This is a genomic window from Microcystis panniformis FACHB-1757 (assembly GCF_001264245.1).
Taxonomy (GTDB): Bacteria; Cyanobacteriota; Cyanobacteriia; order Cyanobacteriales; family Microcystaceae; genus Microcystis; species Microcystis panniformis.
This window is the reverse complement of sequence record NZ_CP011339.1, coordinates 4,493,543-4,512,228: the sequence shown is the minus strand read 5'-3', so window position 1 is coordinate 4,512,228 and position 18,686 is coordinate 4,493,543. Positions and strand designations below refer to the sequence as shown.

Annotated in this window: 18 protein-coding genes; 11 read left to right on the top strand and 7 right to left on the bottom strand. The window is 42.4% G+C overall.

What is annotated here, in order from left to right; all coding sequences use genetic code 11:
- Positions 1–28: 28 nt before the first annotated feature.
- From VL20_RS21540 to VL20_RS21525, 4 genes are all read left to right on the top strand, one after another.
- Complete coding sequence (locus VL20_RS21540; RefSeq protein WP_052277738.1) at positions 29–379, top strand: STAS domain-containing protein; 351 nt, start codon at positions 29–31, stop codon at positions 377–379.
- A 3-nt stretch (positions 380–382) separates the two neighbouring features.
- The gene (locus VL20_RS21535; RefSeq protein WP_002768850.1) at positions 383–799 is read left to right on the top strand and encodes a Mini-ribonuclease 3; all 417 of its coding nucleotides are present in this window, start codon (positions 383–385) and stop codon (positions 797–799) included.
- 40 nt (positions 800–839) lie between these two features.
- Positions 840–1,706 carry a 23S rRNA (guanosine(2251)-2'-O)-methyltransferase RlmB gene (gene rlmB, locus VL20_RS21530; protein ID WP_052277737.1) on the top strand — a complete coding sequence of 289 codons (867 nt, stop codon included), beginning with the start codon at positions 840–842 and terminating at the stop codon, positions 1,704–1,706.
- A gap of 112 nt (positions 1,707–1,818) precedes the next feature.
- Complete coding sequence (locus VL20_RS21525) at positions 1,819–2,115, top strand: DUF1816 domain-containing protein (RefSeq protein ID WP_002768846.1); 297 nt, start codon at positions 1,819–1,821, stop codon at positions 2,113–2,115.
- Positions 2,116–2,370: 255 nt separating this feature from the next.
- On the opposite strand, the gene VL20_RS21520 is transcribed toward VL20_RS21525, so the two are convergent.
- On the bottom strand, positions 2,371–3,804 hold the full coding sequence (locus tag VL20_RS21520; protein ID WP_052277736.1) for a bifunctional orotidine-5'-phosphate decarboxylase/orotate phosphoribosyltransferase: 1,434 nt from the start codon (positions 3,802–3,804) through the stop codon (positions 2,371–2,373).
- 12 nt (positions 3,805–3,816) lie between these two features.
- Complete coding sequence (locus tag VL20_RS21515) at positions 3,817–4,821, bottom strand: CHAD domain-containing protein (protein WP_052277735.1); 1,005 nt, start codon at positions 4,819–4,821, stop codon at positions 3,817–3,819.
- A 118-nt stretch (positions 4,822–4,939) separates the two neighbouring features.
- On the opposite strand from VL20_RS21515, the gene VL20_RS21510 reads away from it, so the two are divergent.
- Positions 4,940–6,469 carry a glycine betaine ABC transporter substrate-binding protein gene (locus tag VL20_RS21510; RefSeq protein ID WP_052277734.1) on the top strand — a complete coding sequence of 510 codons (1,530 nt, stop codon included), beginning with the start codon at positions 4,940–4,942 and terminating at the stop codon, positions 6,467–6,469.
- On the opposite strand, the gene cysS is transcribed toward VL20_RS21510, so the two are convergent.
- Positions 6,452–7,894, bottom strand: coding sequence for a cysteine--tRNA ligase (gene cysS / locus VL20_RS21505; RefSeq protein ID WP_052277733.1), 1,443 nt, complete (start codon positions 7,892–7,894; stop codon positions 6,452–6,454). The two genes, VL20_RS21510 and cysS, sit on opposite strands and share 18 nt — an antisense overlap.
- A gap of 1,042 nt (positions 7,895–8,936) precedes the next feature.
- Between cysS and VL20_RS21500 the strand changes: the two genes are divergently transcribed.
- On the top strand, positions 8,937–9,212 hold the full coding sequence (locus VL20_RS21500; RefSeq protein ID WP_002732855.1) for a hypothetical protein: 276 nt from the start codon (positions 8,937–8,939) through the stop codon (positions 9,210–9,212).
- Positions 9,213–9,227: 15 nt separating this feature from the next.
- Here the strand turns inward: VL20_RS21500 and VL20_RS21495 are convergent, their stop codons facing one another.
- The gene (locus VL20_RS21495) at positions 9,228–10,400 is read right to left on the bottom strand and encodes an NAD(P)/FAD-dependent oxidoreductase (RefSeq protein WP_052277732.1); all 1,173 of its coding nucleotides are present in this window, start codon (positions 10,398–10,400) and stop codon (positions 9,228–9,230) included.
- A gap of 121 nt (positions 10,401–10,521) precedes the next feature.
- On the opposite strand from VL20_RS21495, the gene VL20_RS21490 reads away from it, so the two are divergent.
- Both VL20_RS21490 and VL20_RS21485 read left to right on the top strand, forming a co-directional pair.
- Positions 10,522–11,163: a Uma2 family endonuclease gene (locus VL20_RS21490; protein WP_052277731.1), complete on the top strand. Its 642-nt coding sequence runs from the start codon at positions 10,522–10,524 to the stop codon at positions 11,161–11,163.
- A 24-nt stretch (positions 11,164–11,187) separates the two neighbouring features.
- Positions 11,188–11,829, top strand: coding sequence for a Uma2 family endonuclease (locus VL20_RS21485; RefSeq protein ID WP_052277730.1), 642 nt, complete (start codon positions 11,188–11,190; stop codon positions 11,827–11,829).
- Between the two features lie 3 nt (positions 11,830–11,832).
- Here VL20_RS21485 and recN read toward each other — a convergent pair whose 3' ends face one another.
- The 3 genes from recN to VL20_RS21470 form a co-directional block, all read right to left on the bottom strand.
- Positions 11,833–13,560 carry a DNA repair protein RecN gene (gene recN, locus VL20_RS21480; protein WP_052277729.1) on the bottom strand — a complete coding sequence of 576 codons (1,728 nt, stop codon included), beginning with the start codon at positions 13,558–13,560 and terminating at the stop codon, positions 11,833–11,835.
- A gap of 242 nt (positions 13,561–13,802) precedes the next feature.
- Positions 13,803–14,483, bottom strand: coding sequence for a two-component system response regulator RppA (gene rppA, locus VL20_RS21475; RefSeq protein ID WP_052278541.1), 681 nt, complete (start codon positions 14,481–14,483; stop codon positions 13,803–13,805).
- A gap of 78 nt (positions 14,484–14,561) precedes the next feature.
- A complete protein-coding gene (locus tag VL20_RS21470; RefSeq protein ID WP_052277728.1) occupies positions 14,562–15,620 on the bottom strand; it encodes a hypothetical protein in 1,059 nt (352 codons plus the stop codon).
- A gap of 279 nt (positions 15,621–15,899) precedes the next feature.
- On the opposite strand from VL20_RS21470, the gene VL20_RS21465 reads away from it, so the two are divergent.
- From VL20_RS21465 to VL20_RS21455, 3 genes are all read left to right on the top strand, one after another.
- A complete protein-coding gene (locus tag VL20_RS21465; protein WP_128575481.1) occupies positions 15,900–16,370 on the top strand; it encodes a DUF29 domain-containing protein in 471 nt (156 codons plus the stop codon).
- Positions 16,371–17,343: 973 nt separating this feature from the next.
- Positions 17,344–17,670, top strand: coding sequence for a hypothetical protein (locus VL20_RS31325; RefSeq protein WP_158499376.1), 327 nt, complete (start codon positions 17,344–17,346; stop codon positions 17,668–17,670).
- Between the two features lie 526 nt (positions 17,671–18,196).
- Positions 18,197–18,637, top strand: coding sequence for a Fur family transcriptional regulator (locus VL20_RS21455; RefSeq protein ID WP_002741350.1), 441 nt, complete (start codon positions 18,197–18,199; stop codon positions 18,635–18,637).
- The last annotated feature ends 49 nt before the right edge of the window (positions 18,638–18,686 follow it).

Sequence of the window (18,686 nt, the reverse complement as noted above, 5' to 3'; positions counted from 1 at the left end):
GGAGGCGATTATTCCGGAAGCAATTAACTTGACCGTCAGCTTGCGAGGCACGCGTGAGGTCAGAGATAAGTACCAAATTTTCCGTTTGACGGGTCTTTTAGATGCCTTTTCCGAACCGACTTTTTGTAAGGTGATCGAAGGCTATGTGGAGCAAGGTCCCAAGGATGTGATTATTAGCCTCGCTCAGATTGATTTTATCGATAGCTCCGGTTTAGGGGCCTTAGTAAAATTGGTGAAAAAGGCCAAAACCAAAGGGGGCAGTTTACAAATTGTTACCAATCCCCGGGTAACTCAAACCGTAAAACTGGTGCGATTGGAGAAGTTTTTTTCCCTGCAACCCACCCTGGAAGCGGCGATCGAATATCTAGAAAAAGCGTAAATCGTGGAATCTCCTCTCGAACAAATTCGCTTACAGGTCAGTGGCCAGGGTTCACCAATCCTAGAGGGTCTTGACCGATTATCGCCCGCTTCCCTGGCCTATCTGGGGGATGCTGTTTATGAATTATACATCCGCACTTATTACTTACTGCCGCCCCAGCGTCTGGGAGACTATCACGCTCAGGTGGTGGGCAAAGTCAGGGCCGAACAACAGGCTTTGGATTTAGCACAACTGCAGCCCTATCTGACAGACCAAGAAAAAGAAATTCTGCGCCGGGGACGCAATGCGGTCACGGGAAAACGCCGTCGTCTGACAGCCCAAGTCTATCAGCAGGCCAGCAGTTTAGAAACCCTGTTCGGCTATCTTTATCTACAAGACCCCTCAAGATTACATCAACTATTAGAAAAACTAGAATTATAGCCATCGGGATGACTCCCGACTCCTTTACTATTAATCAATCATGAGCGATCGACCATTTCGTGACAAGTCCGATAATCGTAATTCTCGCCGGCCCTTGCGGTCAAAAACTGGGCCAATTCTGGCTAAATCCCCGGCAGTAACTCCAGAAAACCAAGAAGCTGATGATCTGCTCTACGGTCGCCGGGTGGTTTTAACGGCCATGGAGGAGGAGCGCCAACTAAATCGGATTTGGGTGGTCAATCGACTCCGTTACGATCCCCGTTATCATACCCTCTTGGAAAAAGCCAAAGCCAACGGTACGGTAATTGATGAGGTGGACGATCTGCGTCTCGATCAGATTACCAATAAGGCCAATCATCAGGGGATTGCAGCCCAGATGTCCCCCTATGATTATATCGAATTAGCCGATCTGATCGAAAAAGCTAAGGGCAAAAGTCGCCACCCCGTCATCGTCATCGCTGAAGGTATTACGGATCCCCATAACCTTGGGGCAATCATTCGCACCGCCGAAGCTATGGGTTGTCAGGGGGTAGTTATTCCCCAACGTCGCGCCGCCGGGGTGACATCGACGGTGATGAAAGTGGCGGCCGGATCCTTGGAATATTTACCCGTCGCTAGAGTGGTTAATCTCAATCGTGCTTTAGAGGAATTAAAAGCGGCTGGTTTTTGGCTCTACGGCACGGCGGCAAAAACTGGTAAATCTTTACACACAATCAATTTAACGGGTGCGATAGGATTGGTGGTAGGTTCGGAGGGTGAGGGTTTGAGTCTGCTAACCCAAAAGTCCTGCGATGAGTTGGTATCTATCCCTTTGGCAGGCAAAACCCCCAGTCTCAATGCTTCGGTGGCGGCGGGTATGGCTCTTTACGAGGTTTACCGTCAACGCTGGCAAAATTCCCCCGACTGAGAATCTGTATTTTTCGACACTCCCAATAGCCAAAAGGAGAAAGTATAAATAAAATAGGAAGGAAGTTTGCGAAATGTAAACGAACGTAACAAAACCACCAGAGTAGATTTAGATGGGGAACGAAATGAAAGAATTTTTGATTAGCTTACTCGAAAGGTTCGGATTAGCCTACTGGGTCGAGATTAAAACCGACTATCCCAGATGTACTTATTATTTTGGTCCTTTTCTCGCCAAAGACGAGGCTGAAGTCGCTCAAGCTGGTTACGAAGAAGATTTGAAAACAGAAGGAGCGCAGGGGATTAAATTGCATATAAAACGTTGTAAACCGAAAGATTTAACTATTTTTGAGGAAAAAGAAGAAAGCAAGCTCCTGAATACCCTAAAGGTCTTACGCAGTCAAGTTTCTTAACAATTTTCAGTGATCAGTAATCAGTGATCAGTAATCAGTGATCAGTAAACAGTAAACAGTGATCAGTAAACAGTAAACAGTAATCAGTAATCAGTCAAAAGACAGCAGGAAACTGCCATTTGATGAGGCTCACTTAATACATACTGCTCACTTAAAACTGATAACTGCTCACTTAAAATTGATAACTGATAACTGGTAACTGGTAACTGATAACTGGTAACTGATAACTGATAACTGATAACTGATGGCTAAATATCAATGGGAGCGATTTAAAAAACAGCTATATTCTGCTTCTGTCAGTCTTCCCGCTTCGTAGAGAGTATCGGTAATTTCTGCTAGGGTTAAAACCGAATAAGGTTGATAACCATGGCTACGAAGTTTATCTTTAACAGGGCCACCATGGTCGATAAAAACTACGATATCATTAACTAATAATCCCGCCGATTTAATCTTTTCTGCCCCTTCGATCGCACTTTTGCCAGAAATTAAAATATCGTCCACTACTACCACGGTTTCCCCCACCTGAAAATTACCTTCAATTACTCTTCTTGTGCCGTGAGCTTTTACTTCTTTGCGGGGGAAAATCATCGGATGATTTAATAATAAAGATAAACCCGTAGCTGTGGGTAAAGAGCCGTAGGGGATACCAGCAACGCGGTCAAATGTCAAGGTTTTTAATATTTCTCCATAGGCTTCAATTACCTGCTGAAAAATATTAGGATTAGAGATAATTTTTCTCAGATCAATATAATAGGAAAAAGTTTCTCCCGATGCTTGCACATAATCGCCAAACATCAAGCAGCCAATATCAAATAATTGTAGAATTAAATCCTGATGAGGATGTTGTTTTAAAAGACAAACGTTAGCAGTCCAAGTATCATCTTGGCTTGATTCTTGCTGGTGATTTTGTTTAATTTTGTTGACTTCCTCGCGTAAATCCTTGACTTTTGACCCCAAATCGGGTTGAGATAAAAAGTCTTGGGGTACAGGAATTAATAAACCCTCGCCATGACTATTTAAACCCACAGTAATTAACTCAGAAAATTGACTTTTTTCTTCCCAAATACTGCGTAATAAAATCAATCTTTCGGGGGCAAAATTGCGAATCTTGGTCAATATCTCTGGTTGAGTGGTTCCCACTTCTAAAAACACCTGTTCGGGAGTTCCCCAGGTGCAAGCTTCTTTGACAACTTGCAGATAAAAAGGATTGTCGCGACTGGGAAATTCTTGCAGATTAATCGCGCCTTGATTGGAAGTATGACAGAGGATAAAAGCGCCATGCTCGGGGTAAACTAAAAAAGGAGCAACGTGATCCTGTCCGGAGTAGGGATTGAGAGTAACCGCGTCCACCTGCCAAGTTTTAAAGATAGTCTCGGCTAAAATACTGCTAGTATTAATATCACCGTGTTTAGCATCCAAAATTACCGGGATATGAGCGGGAATTGCCGTTAAAACTCGCTGTAATAATTCTAAACCTGCCGCTCCCAAAGCTTGATAAAAACCTAAAGTTGGTTTGTAGGCACAGACAAAAGGAGCAGTTTCATCGATAATAAACTTGAGCCACTGTTCTAAATTAACGATTAATTCTCCCGGGGTGGAGGGCATCATTTCGGGGTTAGCATCTAAACCGAGGACAAGTAGAGTCTGGTTTTGACTAATGGCGTGGTTTAACTTTTGAAAAAAATTCATCGGTTTCTAATCTCAGGATTCTGGATTAGTTTCTAATTCTACACTATTTGGCCGAAAAATAGGCTGTAAAATTGTCTGGTGCAGACTTTTTCTGGTGTCAGCGTCAAGGAATTTCTTTTGTAAGGGTTGCCATTCTTGCCATTTTTGGTGACGGATATTTTGGAAAATTTCTAGTAAGGTGGGCATTTCCTTGGCAAGACAATTAGGGAAAATTTGGCTAAGAAAATCCGAGAGAACACAACAATCCTGCATTTCTCCGAGAATACTTTGAAGGTTTTTAATATCTTCTAGATATTCTCGATACTTGTCGCCATAGAACTGAGTGAATAACTCCATATTATAGCGGGAACGCTTGGCTTCTTTGCGGAGATCGTGCAGTAATAATCCTTCTTTTTCCAATAGGTCATCAATTTCTTGACTAGAAAACTCTTTTACTTTTTGATCTTCCTCTAAATTTACCCCAACTAACCAGCCTTCGTGGAGTAAAAAGCGACTCGCTTGCGGTAATAACAAGTCTGGTAAAACCGTGGCAATATCTAATTTTCCCATCGGTTGATAGGTGGGATTATCCAACCAACGGGCAAAATCTGCCTTAAAATTGAGAAATTTGTCGGACTTTAACAGCTTTTCTACCTTAGCAAAAGCTTTCTTTCTTTGGCTTTCCAGAACTTCTAAAACTTTCTTCAGTAGCTCCTGTTCTTGCGGGGGTAAAATTGGCTGATAATGACCGACAAAAGCCGATTTTAACACATCTAAATCCCGCAATTCTCCTAAAATTCTGCCCAGATTACCCACCCGTTTTTGATCGGCAGATTTTGGCATGGTTAAAGCGGGGTCAAAACCAGTTAAGGTACTGCGAAGACGGCGCATTCCCACACGAATTTGGTGTAATTCTTCTGAATCCTGATCGAGTAAAACCCCAGCTTCGTGTTTAAGAACTTTATGAAAATGTTTATCAATACCGATATAGGCCCAATCGGCAACAGTTTTAGCCCGAGGATTAAATTTGTTAGTCATTGGTCTTTAGGGGGGAAATAATGTCAAGATGGTGATAGAATCTTTAAATCAAGACTGGAACTAATAGATACTATTTATTCTACACAATAGGATGAAGCAGCCGCTTTAAGAGAAGTTTATGGATAGTTTTTGGCTAGATTATGCGGGGGAAATCGCTTTTCGCACTGGAGAGCATCTTTTCTTGACGGGAATAGCCATGGCTATGGGTAGCTTAATCGGGATTCCTCTAGGTATTTTAATTAGTCGTCAAGCTATTCTCGCCCCACCAATTATAGCGATCGTTAACACCCTACAGACTATCCCCAGTTTAGCCCTATTTGGTTTTTTAATTTCCGTGCCTTTTTTGGGAGGAATCGGCAAAATTCCCGCTATTGTTGCCCTAACTCTCTATACTTTACTGCCAATTGTTTTAAATACCTATCTGGGCATCAAAAAAGTTGATCCCGAATTAAAATTAGCCGGGTTATCCCTAGGTATGACCGACGGTCAAATCCTGCGCTATATCGAATTACCCTTGGCAGGGGCGACAATTTTGGCAGGAGTGAGAATCGCGACGGTGATTGCTATCGGTGTGGCTACGATCGCAGCTGCCATCGGTGGCGGTGGTTTGGGAGTGTTTATTTTTCGCGGTATTGCCACGGTAAATAATCAGTTAATTTTGGCGGGGGCAATTCCTGCCGCTTTTTTAGCCCTTGTTGCCGATTGGAGTCTCGGTTGGCTAGAAAAGACCTTTTCCCCTTCGCAACGTCCTACAAAGCCCTCTAAATGGCAATGGGGCTTAGGTTTAATCGGGTTGGCCCTGCTATCTTTCCTCTTGACTCAAATTTTCCATTCATCCCCCGGCACAGTGGTGATCGGTTCCAAAAATTTTACCGAACAGGTGATTTTAGGGGAAATTTTGGCACAGGAAATCGAAAAAGAGACGAATTTACGGGTTGATCGTCAATTTAATCTCGGTGGTACTCTGATCTGTCATGAAGCGGTGAAAGCGGGTAAAATCGATGGTTATGTGGAGTATTCCGGCACGGCTTTCACGGGAATTTTGCAAGAAAAACCCCTTAACGATGCCCGATTAGTCTCTGAAAAGCTGCAGGAGATTTATCCAGAAAAATTTAATCTAGAAGTGTTTCCCAGTTTAGGATTTGAGAATACTTTCGCCATTGTTATCCGGGGAGAAACCGCCAGTCAATACAATCTTAAAACTCTCTCGCAAGTGGCTAAATATACCCCCAATTGGCAAGCGGGTTTTGGTTATGAATTTTTGGAAAGGGAAGACGGTTACAAGGGATTAGCGAAGACCTACGGCCTAACTTTTGCCGGACCCCCGAAAGTGATGGATTTAGGGTTAATGTACCGCGCTTTAGCCGAAAAACAAGTGGATTTAGTGGCGGGAAATTCCACCGATGGCTTAATTCCCGTGCTAGATTTAGTCATCCTAGAAGATGATCAACGCTATTTTCCTCCCTACGAAGCGGTACCGATTTTTAACCTGGATAGTTTGCAAAAATATCCCCAATTGCGACAGGTTTTAGCGAAACTCACTGGCAAAATTACCTCCACAGCTATGCAGAAATTAAACTATCAGGTGGATGGCCGCGATCGTAGGGTGGAGGAAGTGGTTAAAGAATTTCTAGTCTCCCTCTCTTAACCATTTAGTGACTCCCCCGGGTTGGTCGATTAAAGTAATGCCTTGGGCTTTTAATTCTGCGCGAATGCGATCGCTTTCGGCGTAATTTTTCGCTTTTTTCGCCTCTGTCCGTTGTTGGATGAGATTTTCGATTTCCGCTGCACTAATTCCCTCAGAAACAGGGGTTTCCCTCTGGTCAGCGGCCATTTCTAAGCCCAAAACCCTAGACAATTTCACCAAAGTATGCCATTTTACCGCTAATTGGGCCAGATTGCTGTCTGTCTTACCCGCATGGGTTAAATTATTACCCTCCTTGCGTAATTCCTTAGCGATTTCAAATAACACCGCTAAACCACCGGCAAAGTTAAAATCGTGATTTACCGCCTCTTGAAAGCGATTTTCTAGCTCTTGGTCGGTAATTCCGGGATTATCGGGCGGAAGATGCTTATAACCAAAGGATAAACCCTCTTGTAAAGTATGCCAGCCATTAGTGGCCGCCTGCAATCCCTCATCGGAAAAATCGATCGGTTTGCGGTATTGGGCGCCTAAAATTAATAATCTCACGGCTAAGGGGTCATATTTTGCCAATAACTCGCGAATAGTGATGAAATTACCGAGGGATTTTGACATTTTTTCCCCGGCCACCTTAACCATGCCATTATGTAACCAATAATGGGCCAGAGGTTTACCCGTAGCGGCTTCACTTTGGGCAATTTCGTTTTCGTGGTGGGGAAAAATCAGATCACTTCCCCCCACATGAATATCGATAGTTTCTCCCAATTGTTCTTTGACCATGGCCGAACATTCAATATGCCACCCCGGACGACCTTGGCCCCAGGGAGAATCCCAACTAGGTTCCCCCGATTTTGCCCCCTTCCAGAGGGCAAAATCAAAGGGGTCTTGTTTCTTAATTGCTTCCGGGTCGTCGGTTTCTACCCGGCCGCTGGCGCCGGCTTGCAGATCATCCAGTTTTCGCCCTGATAGTTTGCCATAATCAGAAAAACGACGGACGGAATAGTAAACATCGCCATCGCTGGGGTAAGCATAGCCTTTTTGTTCTAATTCATAGACTAGGCGCTTGATACCGTCGAGGGTATGAGTGGCCCGGGGATAAGCGTCCGCCGGTCTGACTCCTAATTTTGCCATATCCTCAAAGTAGGCCTCGATAAATTTCTCGGCTACGGCTGCCATGGTGGTATGTTCATTTTTAGCCCGATTGAGAATTTTATCGTCAATATCGGTGAAATTCTGAATATAGCGCACTTGATAGCCGAGATACTCCAAATAACGCCGCACCACATCCCAAACCACACAGGTACGCGCATGACCCAAATGGCAATAATCATAGACGGTAATGCCGCAGCAATACATGGAGACAATGCCCGGGATGAGGGGGGTAAAGGGTTCTTCGCGACGACTGAGGGTGTTGTAGAGGATTAAGGTCATGGATGGAGAAATTTTTTTCTGGGGGAAAAGGCTAGTCCAATTTTATAGCAGTTATTTTCAGTTATCAGTGATCAGTTATCAGTGATCAGTTATCAGTGATCAGTTATCAGTGTAAGTATCTAAGCACAATTAATTACACATCTAAGCCACTACTCCGTCAGACTTCTGCGGTGGTGAGCAAACAGAGAACTGAAAACTCAAATCCGATCCCTAATAGCTGTATCCCGTCTCCTGTCTCCTGTCTCCTGTCTCGACTAGGAAATTAATTTTGCACGACTACTTATCAGTAGACCTCTTGCATAAATCCGAAAACAAACGATAGAAACAATAATGGGAGGGACTTTCAGTTAATTATTTATTAGTAGTTGATAATCTTCAAAAATGTTGCTGTACAAGGATCGACTTAAGACTTTTGCAAGAGGTCTATTGTAGGGGTAATTCATGAATTACCCCTACACCTATTACCTAGTCCAGTAACCCACCACCACCATTGACAGTGATTGGAATGATGAACTATGACTAGGGAGCTAGTTAAGAGTGGATTAGAGATGAAGATTGATTGAATGAACCAATCATAGTTAAGACCATTTGAAAAGAGGGTCTGTAGACGCACGGATTTTCCATTATGAATATAGTATCCTGTCAAGCCGCCTTTGTCAAGAGAAAATTTAACAACATCCAGACAAACGTTATTAGACCTCTTGCATAAATCCGAAAACAAACGATAGAAACAATAATGGGAGGGACTTTCAGTTAATTATTTATTAGTAGTTGATAATCTTCAAAAATGTTGCTGTACAAGGATCGACTTAAGACTTTTGCAAGAGGTCTAGTGACCGCTAACCACTTTCCCTGATTTCCCTACTATATTTTGTGTTTTTTGTCAAGGGGTTTTTGGGGTTTTAGTAAAGATGTGACGGGATAGGACTGTTTTGATCAGGACTATTATTGATGAAATCGATAGAATAACGATAGGGGAAGCTTGCTTGTTTGCCTCAACCGACAATTTTTGTTGTTAATCAACTTTGACCAGACCATCACCATGAATGAACCACCTAATAGCGCTGGCGATGAAATCCAATTACCCCGGGGAGAAAGAGTTGACCAGCTAAGACATCTGATCGAAACCCTACGCATTGCCGATGAAGTGGCCAATCGCGGTTATTTGATTACCAGCGCCGAAGTGGCGGATTTAATGGATATTAATCCGGGCGCCGTTACCAGTCGAGGCGACCATTGGCCGTGGCGAAATTGGGTAATCTCCCGGGTCAGACGGGAGGGAAACCAAATTCTTTGGCAGTTAGAAAAAGTCGATTAGGATTAATGGCAACCATCAGTTAATTTCTCTCTTGACTTTTGCAATTATCTCGTCATTTTCCCCCAGCAGGTGACGCGCAAAACGTCGAGCTAGGGGCGGAGCCGATACAAGTGTACTGGTAAAGCCAGAAAATACCTGCAATCCCACTTTATCGGCGATCGCTCCCACTAGGGGCCGTCCCGAGGGGGCAAAAGCCACTAGGCAATGATGACAGCTGCCGGGGAGAGAGGCCAAAGGGGGCAGCAATGTCCCCACGGCGGTGCGGATTGCTTTTTCCCCCGCCAGAGGGTTTAAAATCACCTCTGGATCGGTGATAATGGCGCTAATTTGCCCTAGATAAAGGCTTTGATCCCGGAATTGTACCGCCCCCGTTTCTAAAACACTGGCAATTATTTCTGGGGTTTCTCTCTGCCAAATGCCCTGCTTTTCTAGTTGGGTGATTTTTTGCTCTAATAGCAATCTGGCAGGAATTGCAGGCATAACTAGGGTGTTTAATTTGATCTCAGTGGGGGGAATTTTGATCACCTGGGCATGGGTAAAATAGACGGGAGCAGTAATATCGGATTTTTGCAGTAAAGACCGGGTTAATCCCCCGGCACAGACGATAGTTTCCCCGGCAGAATAATTATTTTTAGGAGTTTTTACGCCGGTAATTCTCGATGCAGTTTCAATTAATTCGATGACAGCTTCCCGAATAATCGTGCCTCCCAGACGCAGAAAAGCTTGTTGATAGGCAAGATTAGTTTTTTCGGGGTTAATGTGACCGTGGGGCAGTCGTAAAACTCCGGAGATAGCTGCGGGATTTAATAGGGGTTCTAAAGCGATCGCTGCTTGCGGATCGAGAATTTCGGGAGTAATAGCAAAGATAGCAAATTTTTCGGACACAGTGGCCAGATCATCTTCGGGGTTAACGGTGAGAATTAGCTCTATGTCCCGGTATTCGTTATCTATGCCCAGTTCCTGGGATAAATTGCGCTGAATTTCTCGACCTTCTTGATATAATTTTCTCTGGATTTCTGTGGTAGCTGACCAATAGGCTAAACCCCCGTAACTGTAGAAAGTGGCGTTGAGGGGATGGGTTTCTTTTTCTAATAAGAGAACTCGACTGCCTAGGTTAGCTAGTTCATAGCTTAAGGCGGAACCGGTGATACCACCACCGATAATTATATAATCATAAGTTGTGGTCATAATTGGGCTAATTTTTTCTCAATTAATCTATTCTATCATTATACTTGCTCAGTTCCCTGGTTCTGATTTGATCAATAATTGCTATAATTAGAGAAAAAGTTCAAAGCGGTATCAGATAACTATGCAACAGCTAGAAACTAGGGGGATAACTGACTCATGGATTAAAGGTAGTTGGGAAGAATACTTAGAAGCAATTAAAAACTTCCCAGAAAATCAAGGAAAAAGTTATTATTACAATGGCTATTATCGATTAGAAATGACTCCTATTGGATTTGAACACGCTAGAGATCATCACGTTGTCTTTTTGGGGGTGAGTCTCTACGCTATCCTCAAAGAAATTCCTTTTCAAGGACTCCCTACTTGTTCCTATCGCAAAAGAGGAATTAGAGAAGTGCAGCCCGATATATCTTACTATCTAGGAGAGAAAGCGAATCTGATACCAAATGGGACTTCGATTATTGATTTAAATCAGTATCCTCCACCAGATTTAGTCATTGAAATCTCAAAATCTACCCTCAATGATGACTTAGGTAATAAACGCTTACTCTACGAAGAATTAGGGGTTAGTGAATACTGGAGTGTTAAGGTAGATGATCCTCAAATATTCGCTTTTGAAATAATCGATCGAGGTAGTAAAAGAATTGATATATCAAAGGTTTTACCTAATTTAAAACTTGCGGTTTTAGAGTCAGCTTTACAACAGGCACGCAGCAAGGATCAAAGTCAGGTGGGACGTTGGTTAATCAGTCAATTTCAAGGTTAAATCCATAAAATCGAGGCTAATATTATGCAACAGCTAGAAACTACTATCTCGACAGATTTATGGATTAAAGCTAGTTGGGAAGAATACTTAGAAGCAATTAAAAACTTCCCAGAAAATCAAGGAAAAAGTTATTATTACAATGGCTATTATCGATTAGAAATGAGTCCTATTGGTAACGATCATGCCAGCGATCATGCTATTTTGCTCTTCGCTGTTAGTCTCTATGCCACCCTAAAAAATTTGGCCTTTAATGCCAAAGATAATTGCAGTTTTCGCAAGTCTGGTTATCGAGAAGTTCAACCGGATATATCTTATTATTTTGCCGACAAAGCTAATCTGATTCCCTACGGTACTTCGATTATTGATTTAAATCAGTATCCCCCACCAGATTTAGTCATTGAAATCTCAAAATCTACCCTCAATGATGACCTAGGCAATAAACGCTTACTCTATGAAGAATTAGGAGTTAGTGAATATTGGAGTGTTAACGTCGATTATCCCCAAATATTCGCTTTTGAAATAATCGATCAAGGTAGCAAAAGAATTGATATATCAAAGGTTTTACCTAATTTAAAACTTGCGGTTTTAGAGTCAGCTTTACAACAGGCACGCACCAGAGATCAAAGTCAGGTGGGACGTTGGTTAATCAGTCAATTTCAAGGTTAAATCTTACTGTTTTTTGGCAGCCGCTTTCTCCAATAAAGACTCGGCAAAAGCGATGGCATCTGCTGCCGAATTTCCTCCCGTTAATTGTGCCAATTCTTCCCTTCTCGTCTGACGATTATCAAGAGAAGTAACCCGGACAACCGTGCGAATTTCCGAGAGATTAGTGGGATTATCTTCGGCAATCATTTGTTTATAAACTCGAAAATGGTGATCAGCTAAAGCAGCCACTAAAGGTTGATGGGTAACGCACAAAACTTGATATTGTTGACCTAATTGATCTAATTTATCGGCAATTGCTTGGGCAACTTTTCCCGATACTCCCGCATCGATTTCGTCAAAAATCAGGGTTGCAGCTGCCGATTGGGATTGGGAAAAACAGGACTTTAAAGCTAGGAGAAAACGACTCATTTCTCCTCCAGAAGCGGTACTGGATAAAGGTTGGATTTTTTCCCCCGGATTGGGACTAAAATAAAATCCCACTTGATCGACTCCCAGACTGCTAGGATTACCCGGAGCAATCCGACAGACAAAAATCACCTTTTCCATGGCTAAAGGTTTTAATTCCTGTACCAATTGTTTTTCTAGTTGACTAGCGGTTTCTTGTCGCAAAAAGGTCAACTGAGTGCTAGTTTCTCGATAGATTTTTTCCTGTTGCTGACAAATTTTTTCTAATTCCTCAATCGATTGTCCTTCTCCCGTCAACTCCGCTAATTCCTGCTGTAATTTCTGATAATAATCGAGCGCTTCGGCTAAACTTGGGCCATATTTGCGACAAATGCGCTTAAGTTGGACAATTCTCTCTTCTATCTCGTTCAATCTCTCGGGATCTGCCTCTAGACTATCCCCATAAACGTTGATTTCCTGTCCCGCTTCCACCACCTGATTTAATGCCGATCGCACCATCTCTAAAATTGGCTCTAAACTACTATCATAAACCATCATATTTGTCAAGATATTTTCAGCTTTTCCTAACAAATCGGCGACGGCCGGTTGATCGCGATCGTTTTGGTAGAGTAGTTGATAGACTTGATAGCTGGAATTTTGCAAATCGACACCGTGGGAGAGTCGGTTTCTTTCCTGTTCCAACTGTTCCAACTCGTCAGCGTCAGTTAAATTAGCTGATTCTAGTTCTTTTAGTTGATATTCTAGTAAATCTAATCTTTGTAGGCGATTTTGTTCCGATTGCAACCTCTTATTTAAACTATTCTTGCTTTCTTGCCAGTTAAGGTAGGCTGTGGCTACTTTTTCCCGCTGCCGCAGCAGCGATTCACCCCCGTAGAGATCTAATAATTCCCTCTGTCGATTAGCGTCCATTAACTGAACTGTTTGACCTTGGGCGGTGATTTCTACCAAAAAATCTCTTATTTGCGCCATTTGTTGGCGATTAGCGACGACTCCGTTAATCCGAGAACGAGAACGCAAGGAATTATTAGTAATCACTAATTCCCGGCTGATGGTCAGACTATTATCCTCTAATGGGTCAATTTCCTGACTTTCTAGCCAAACAATTAATTCTGGAGTCAGAGAAAAAGTCGCTTCTAGGGTTGATTGTTGGCTTCCCTGACGGATGACGCGATGATTGACTTTACCACCGAGAACAATATCGATCGCATCTAATATAATCGATTTTCCTGCCCCCGTCTCACCGGTCAGTACATTTAATCCGCTGCCGAAAGTTAATTCTAAGCGATCGATGAGGGTAAAATTTTCAATTCGTAGGCAGGATAACATATATCAGTAATCAGTAATCAGTAATCAGTTGCTAAGTAGGTAGGCGTTAAAAATTATTAGACACCCCCCTTATCAAGGGGGACTAAGGGGGGATCGGCACCCCCTTATCAAGGGGGGATTAAGGGGGACTAAGGGGGGATCGGCACCCCCCTTATTAAGGGGGGGCAGGGGGGATCGAACCTAAAATCCATTTTTAATTTAATTATAACCAGCTACTTATTCTCATTATCCTTCAGCATTCCCTAATTTTCCCCGAAACGGTAGCCCTTCCCATAGACAGTATTAATTAGAGGTGTTTCTCCGTCCGCTTCGATTTTACGACGCAGCAAGCGCATCAGGGCAGCAACCACATTACTATTAGGTTGCTCTCCTTCTGACCAGAGATGCTGATAAATTTGTTCATGGGTGAGAAGTTGACCCGAATGGGTCATAAATAAAGTCAATAATTGTACTTCTTTTGCTGATAAACTAATCGTGCGACCATGACGATAGGCCACTTGATTTTCACTATCGAGTTCTAAATCAGCACATTTTAATTTACTGCTATTACTAGCTTCAAAATTGGGAGAACGACGCAATAAAGCGCGGACTCTCGCTAATAATTCTCGCAGTTGAAAGGGTTTGACTAAATAATCATCAGCACCGGCATCTAATCCCGCCACTCGATCGTCTATGGTATCCTTAGCGGTTAGAAATAAAACTGGAGTGGTGTCCCCCTGATCCCGTAAATATTGACAGATTTGTAATCCAGATTGCTGGGGTAACATCCAATCGAGAATTAAGAGGTCATAATTATTCTCTCGTGCCAATTCTAACCCCGTCCGACCATTATTAGCAATATCAACTTCATAGCCTTCTTGAGCAAGAATTTGTTCTAAGGGTTCGGTTAATTCGTGTTCATCGTCAACGATAAGTATTTTCATAAAAGTAAAAAAGATGGTGTCGGGTGTTGGGGTTTTGGGGTTTTTAGTTGAATCTCCCCATTTCCCCATTTCTCCTAATTATCTATCTTTGGGTAATAAATTGCGCCATTCGAGAGGGATATAACTTTCAATAAATCTAGCTAAGGTTGGGTAATGACGCTGATACAAAACTCCCATATAGATAATACCAAGTCCTAGGACGGTTAGGGCAAAGGGAAAGAAAATTGAATCGGCAAAGATACGATAGGAGAGATAGGAAAGATAGGCAAATACTCCGATACCTCCGAAAACCACAAATAATCTTCTTTTTAGTAGGATGGATAATAACATCAATCCCAAGTTAATTAGACAGTACAAAAATCGTTGTGCTTCATTATCATCGATTAGGAGAGATAGACTAAACCAAAACATAATCAATCCGAATAGGTATAGCCAAAAAGCAAAATCTCCCCGACTGCGACGCTGACGTACATCAATTAAATAGGCAGTTATTAAACAGGCAATTCCAAACCAAAAGGATACCCACAGTCGCATTCTCCATGTATATTCGTCCTCTCCAAATAGTAAAGGAGTTAAATCCATTGACATATACCACAGACTAAAAGCGATCGGTGCAGTTAAAAAGGGAAATTTAACAAATCTTAAAGTTATTAATCCTGCGATAATCGTGCCTAATTCCATTAAAAACCAACTGCCTTTAATCCATGTATGGAAATCTCGATAGATGCCTGGATATCCGGCTTGCCAGTATCCTGTCCAGCGTTGTAAACCATAGATTGCTAAGGGAGTCATTGCCACTGCCATGGTAAATAAAAGGCCGCCGGGGATTTTGAGATTTTGCTGAAAATAGAGATTTTTACCGGTGAAAATAAAACAAATTGCATAAAACAGGGCGATAAAAAATAGTCCTGCACCACCGAAACTCTCCCAAGCTTCGTTCATAAACCACCCCAGGGCAGAGATAACAATTAATGCCCCAAAATAATAGGCGACATTAGCAAAATTAAAGCGAGGGCGATTAACTTCATCTTCATGGGGATAACGGGATATAAAAGCCGCCCATAAATTTTCAGCTTGGCTGGCAGTAATTAGGTTTTGTTGTACCGCCCAATCAAAATCTTCTCTTTCTAGTCTCATAATATTCTCTAGTCCTTAAGCTAAGATGTATTTTAACCGCTTATCCTAATGATAAGGGAATAGGGCATAGGTGCAAATGTCAAATCCTGTAATAAAACTTAAGTAGGTAGGCGTTAAAAATTATCAGATACCCCCCTTATCAAGGGGGGCAGGGGGATCGAACCTAAAATCCATTTTTAATTTAATTATAACCAGCTACTTAATATTTACCGCTAGAAACATCCGAAATCTGCAAAATAGAGTATGATCCAATCTAGATTAACTATTATCGAAGCCATCATGACAACTAAATCAGAACTCTATGAACAAGATTTTCAATTATGGCTGATAACAACAATAGGTCAGTTAGAACAAGGAGATTTTCAGGCATTAGATGTATCTCATTTAGTTGAGGAGTTGAAAGAATTGGGTAAATCAGATAAAAATGCCCTAGAAGGAAATTTAATGATTTTGCTGGCTCATTTACTGAAATTAAAAGTACAATCATCTGTCCCTGAAAGCATGAAATCTAGCTGGTATAGCTCCATTGTCGAACACAGGGAAAGAGTTATCGCCTTACTAGAAAACACCCCTTCTTTGAAATCTCATCTAGCAATCGCTATCGATAAAACCTATCCTAAAGGTCGCAAAATTGCCATCAAGGAAAGTAAATTGGCTGACTTTGGAATTGCGATTCCTCCAGAGGAAACCTATCCCCTAGACTGCCCTTTTTCCTTAGAACAAATTCTTGACGAAGATTTCTATGCCTGATAAGTAGGTAGGTGTTAAAAGTTGTCAGACACCCCCCTTATTAAGGAGGATCCCCCCGCCTATCGGCACCCCCCTTATCAAGGGGGGCAGGTGAGATCGGCACCCCCCTTATCAAGGGGGGCAGGGGGGATCAGAGGCAAAATCTATCTTCAATTTAATTATGACTACTTACTTAATTCATAAGTAGTCGTGCAAAATTAATTTCTTGGTTAGGATAGGCAAGAGGCAACGGTAAAGGGATTGAGGGAGATTGAGCTAATTTAAGGGTAGGTGGTTAAAATGCGTTCTAGCATAGCTTACAAGCTTTTTTGCCCAACCCTAGTTAATCAGCCTGCAAAAAATAAGTAAAAATTATAAATTTAAGGTAAGTAATTAAAATATTTAAATATTTTGACCAATCAGTTAAATGTAAAAAGTAAGTTACAAGATTTTTATTTTCCCAGAATTTGCCAAAATTTGGCTGTAAATCGGGGTTGCCTACATTTATTAATCTGGTATGATCGTGGTATGCTGTGGGCTTAGTTTAACCGTTAAGCCTTAAATCAACGTAAAACCAAGACAATCAGGGTACTGTATCGATTCTCTTGCCCAAAAAAAGCCCCTAGTGGCGACATTTTTTTATGTGACAATTTTTTAAGTTTTGTAAAGGCTATTGACTTAAAGCCAGAATTGTGTAATTCTCCCCGCTCCCAAGTCTGGCGCTCATAGACAGTCAACAGCTAATCAAGTTGGGAACTAGGAGTTGACTTCTCCTCCTAGTCCCCTGTTTTTTAGGATATCAATTGCGATTAAGGTACTTCAGTCCAGCGCCTAAGCCTCCTAGCACCAGCAAACTCAGCACAGTTGAGGGTTCGGGAATCGGAGCCGAAAAGTTAGAAATCGTCACACTACCGGGTCCCAAACGGTTGTCGCGAGTGAAAACACGGAAACCAAAGCTGTCGCCAGCTAGGACGTTAAACGTCGATGTCCCGTTTTGGACAAAACCTCCCCCATCGTCAGTTACTTGGGTGAAGCTGCCGTTGAGCAGATATCCGAAGGGATCCCAGAAAGCACTATCATCCGCAGTCGAATAGTTCCAATTAAACGTCACCGTCCCAGCCGCAGCCGCAGTGGTGGTGTAGTCTGTGGTTCCAGAAGAGAAAGAACCATTGTTCCCCCCAGTCAGGCTAATAGACGCGGGAGCGCCGCTGGTATTGACCGACCCGTCGGCATTACTATTGGTAAATGTCCAGTTAATGGGATCGTAAGCGTCTTGGAAACCGAACACTGTTGCGGCACTAGCACCAGAAGCAGCGGCTAGAGTGAGGCTAACAGTAGTGACAGTCATTGCGGTCTATGACCGCAATGACTCGAATAATTTTGGCGATTTGGTGGCCATGGCCCTAAAAATAAATTAATGTACCCCTTAAAGTTAAGGTTGATCAAAATATTTTTCAAGAGGATTTTTTATAGAAATATTACGATCATATCTATATATAGCGTTTCTGATTCACAAGAGGTACATTCCCGATCCTGAACAGCTTAATCAGCAAAGATTTAAGTGTGCCGCACAGATGCGAGAACCGCTATAGATAAGTAAATGGTTGGTTCTCTTATTCTTTGTGTGATCAGTGTAACTTATATAGTAGCGATCGATCTTTGTGTCCTCTCTGTCTGGAGTGGTTCTTTCCACTCATTCCCCTGCAAATCTACTCAAATCTGGCGCTGCTGATTTTTTATCTCAGTTTGAAGAGGGGCTAAAAACTGGGGCAATGTGGACATCGATCGAAAGACTAAGCTAAACTGGTAATGACTATGTATTAGGGCGGAGGTCAACGGACGCAACTATGGACAATTTGGAGGTAAAACAAAAACCGATCCGCTGTTTAGAAGATGCGATCGAAAGGTGTCAAACTTTAGGAATGCGGGTTAGTCGTCAGCGTCGCTATATTTTAGAATTGCTGTGGCAAGCGCAGGAACACCTATCAGCGCGAGAAATTTATGATCGTCTCAATCTGCAAGGAAAGAACATCGGTCATACCTCAGTGTACCAAAACCTAGAGGCTCTATCCGGTCAAGGCATTATCGAATCTGTGGAACGCTGGGATGGCAGACTCTACGGCAACATCAGCGATTCCCACAGTCACATCAATTGTCTGGACAGTCAAGAAATCATCGATGTGCATATCCAACTTCCCCCGGAATTAATTAAACAGGTCGAGGCATCGACGGGGGTAAAAATTACCGATTATCGCATCGATTTCTATGGCTATAAACAAAACAAATGAGCCAGATCACTGTATAATTGACCCTGTGAATAGTATCCGTTGACAGGCT

Excerpts from the sequence above, each read along its gene's own strand:
- rlmB (WP_052277737.1), top strand. The coding sequence starts at position 840 with ATGAGCGATCGACCATTTCGTGACAAGTCCGATAATCGTAATTCTCGC.
- VL20_RS21525 (WP_002768846.1), top strand. The coding sequence starts at position 1,819 with ATGGGGAACGAAATGAAAGAATTTTTGATTAGCTTACTCGAAAGGTTC.
- VL20_RS21520 (WP_052277736.1), bottom strand. The coding sequence starts at position 3,804 with ATGAATTTTTTTCAAAAGTTAAACCACGCCATTAGTCAAAACCAGACT.
- VL20_RS21515 (WP_052277735.1), bottom strand. The coding sequence starts at position 4,821 with ATGACTAACAAATTTAATCCTCGGGCTAAAACTGTTGCCGATTGGGCC.
- VL20_RS21510 (WP_052277734.1), top strand. The coding sequence starts at position 4,940 with ATGGATAGTTTTTGGCTAGATTATGCGGGGGAAATCGCTTTTCGCACT.
- cysS (WP_052277733.1), bottom strand. The coding sequence starts at position 7,894 with ATGACCTTAATCCTCTACAACACCCTCAGTCGTCGCGAAGAACCCTTT.
- VL20_RS21500 (WP_002732855.1), top strand. The coding sequence starts at position 8,937 with ATGAATGAACCACCTAATAGCGCTGGCGATGAAATCCAATTACCCCGG.
- VL20_RS21495 (WP_052277732.1), bottom strand. The coding sequence starts at position 10,400 with ATGACCACAACTTATGATTATATAATTATCGGTGGTGGTATCACCGGT.
- VL20_RS21490 (WP_052277731.1), top strand. The coding sequence starts at position 10,522 with ATGCAACAGCTAGAAACTAGGGGGATAACTGACTCATGGATTAAAGGT.
- VL20_RS21485 (WP_052277730.1), top strand. The coding sequence starts at position 11,188 with ATGCAACAGCTAGAAACTACTATCTCGACAGATTTATGGATTAAAGCT.
- recN (WP_052277729.1), bottom strand. The coding sequence starts at position 13,560 with ATGTTATCCTGCCTACGAATTGAAAATTTTACCCTCATCGATCGCTTA.
- rppA (WP_052278541.1), bottom strand. The coding sequence starts at position 14,483 with ATGAAAATACTTATCGTTGACGATGAACACGAATTAACCGAACCCTTA.
- VL20_RS21470 (WP_052277728.1), bottom strand. The coding sequence starts at position 15,620 with ATGAGACTAGAAAGAGAAGATTTTGATTGGGCGGTACAACAAAACCTA.
- VL20_RS21465 (WP_128575481.1), top strand. The coding sequence starts at position 15,900 with ATGACAACTAAATCAGAACTCTATGAACAAGATTTTCAATTATGGCTG.
- VL20_RS21455 (WP_002741350.1), top strand. The coding sequence starts at position 18,197 with ATGGACAATTTGGAGGTAAAACAAAAACCGATCCGCTGTTTAGAAGAT.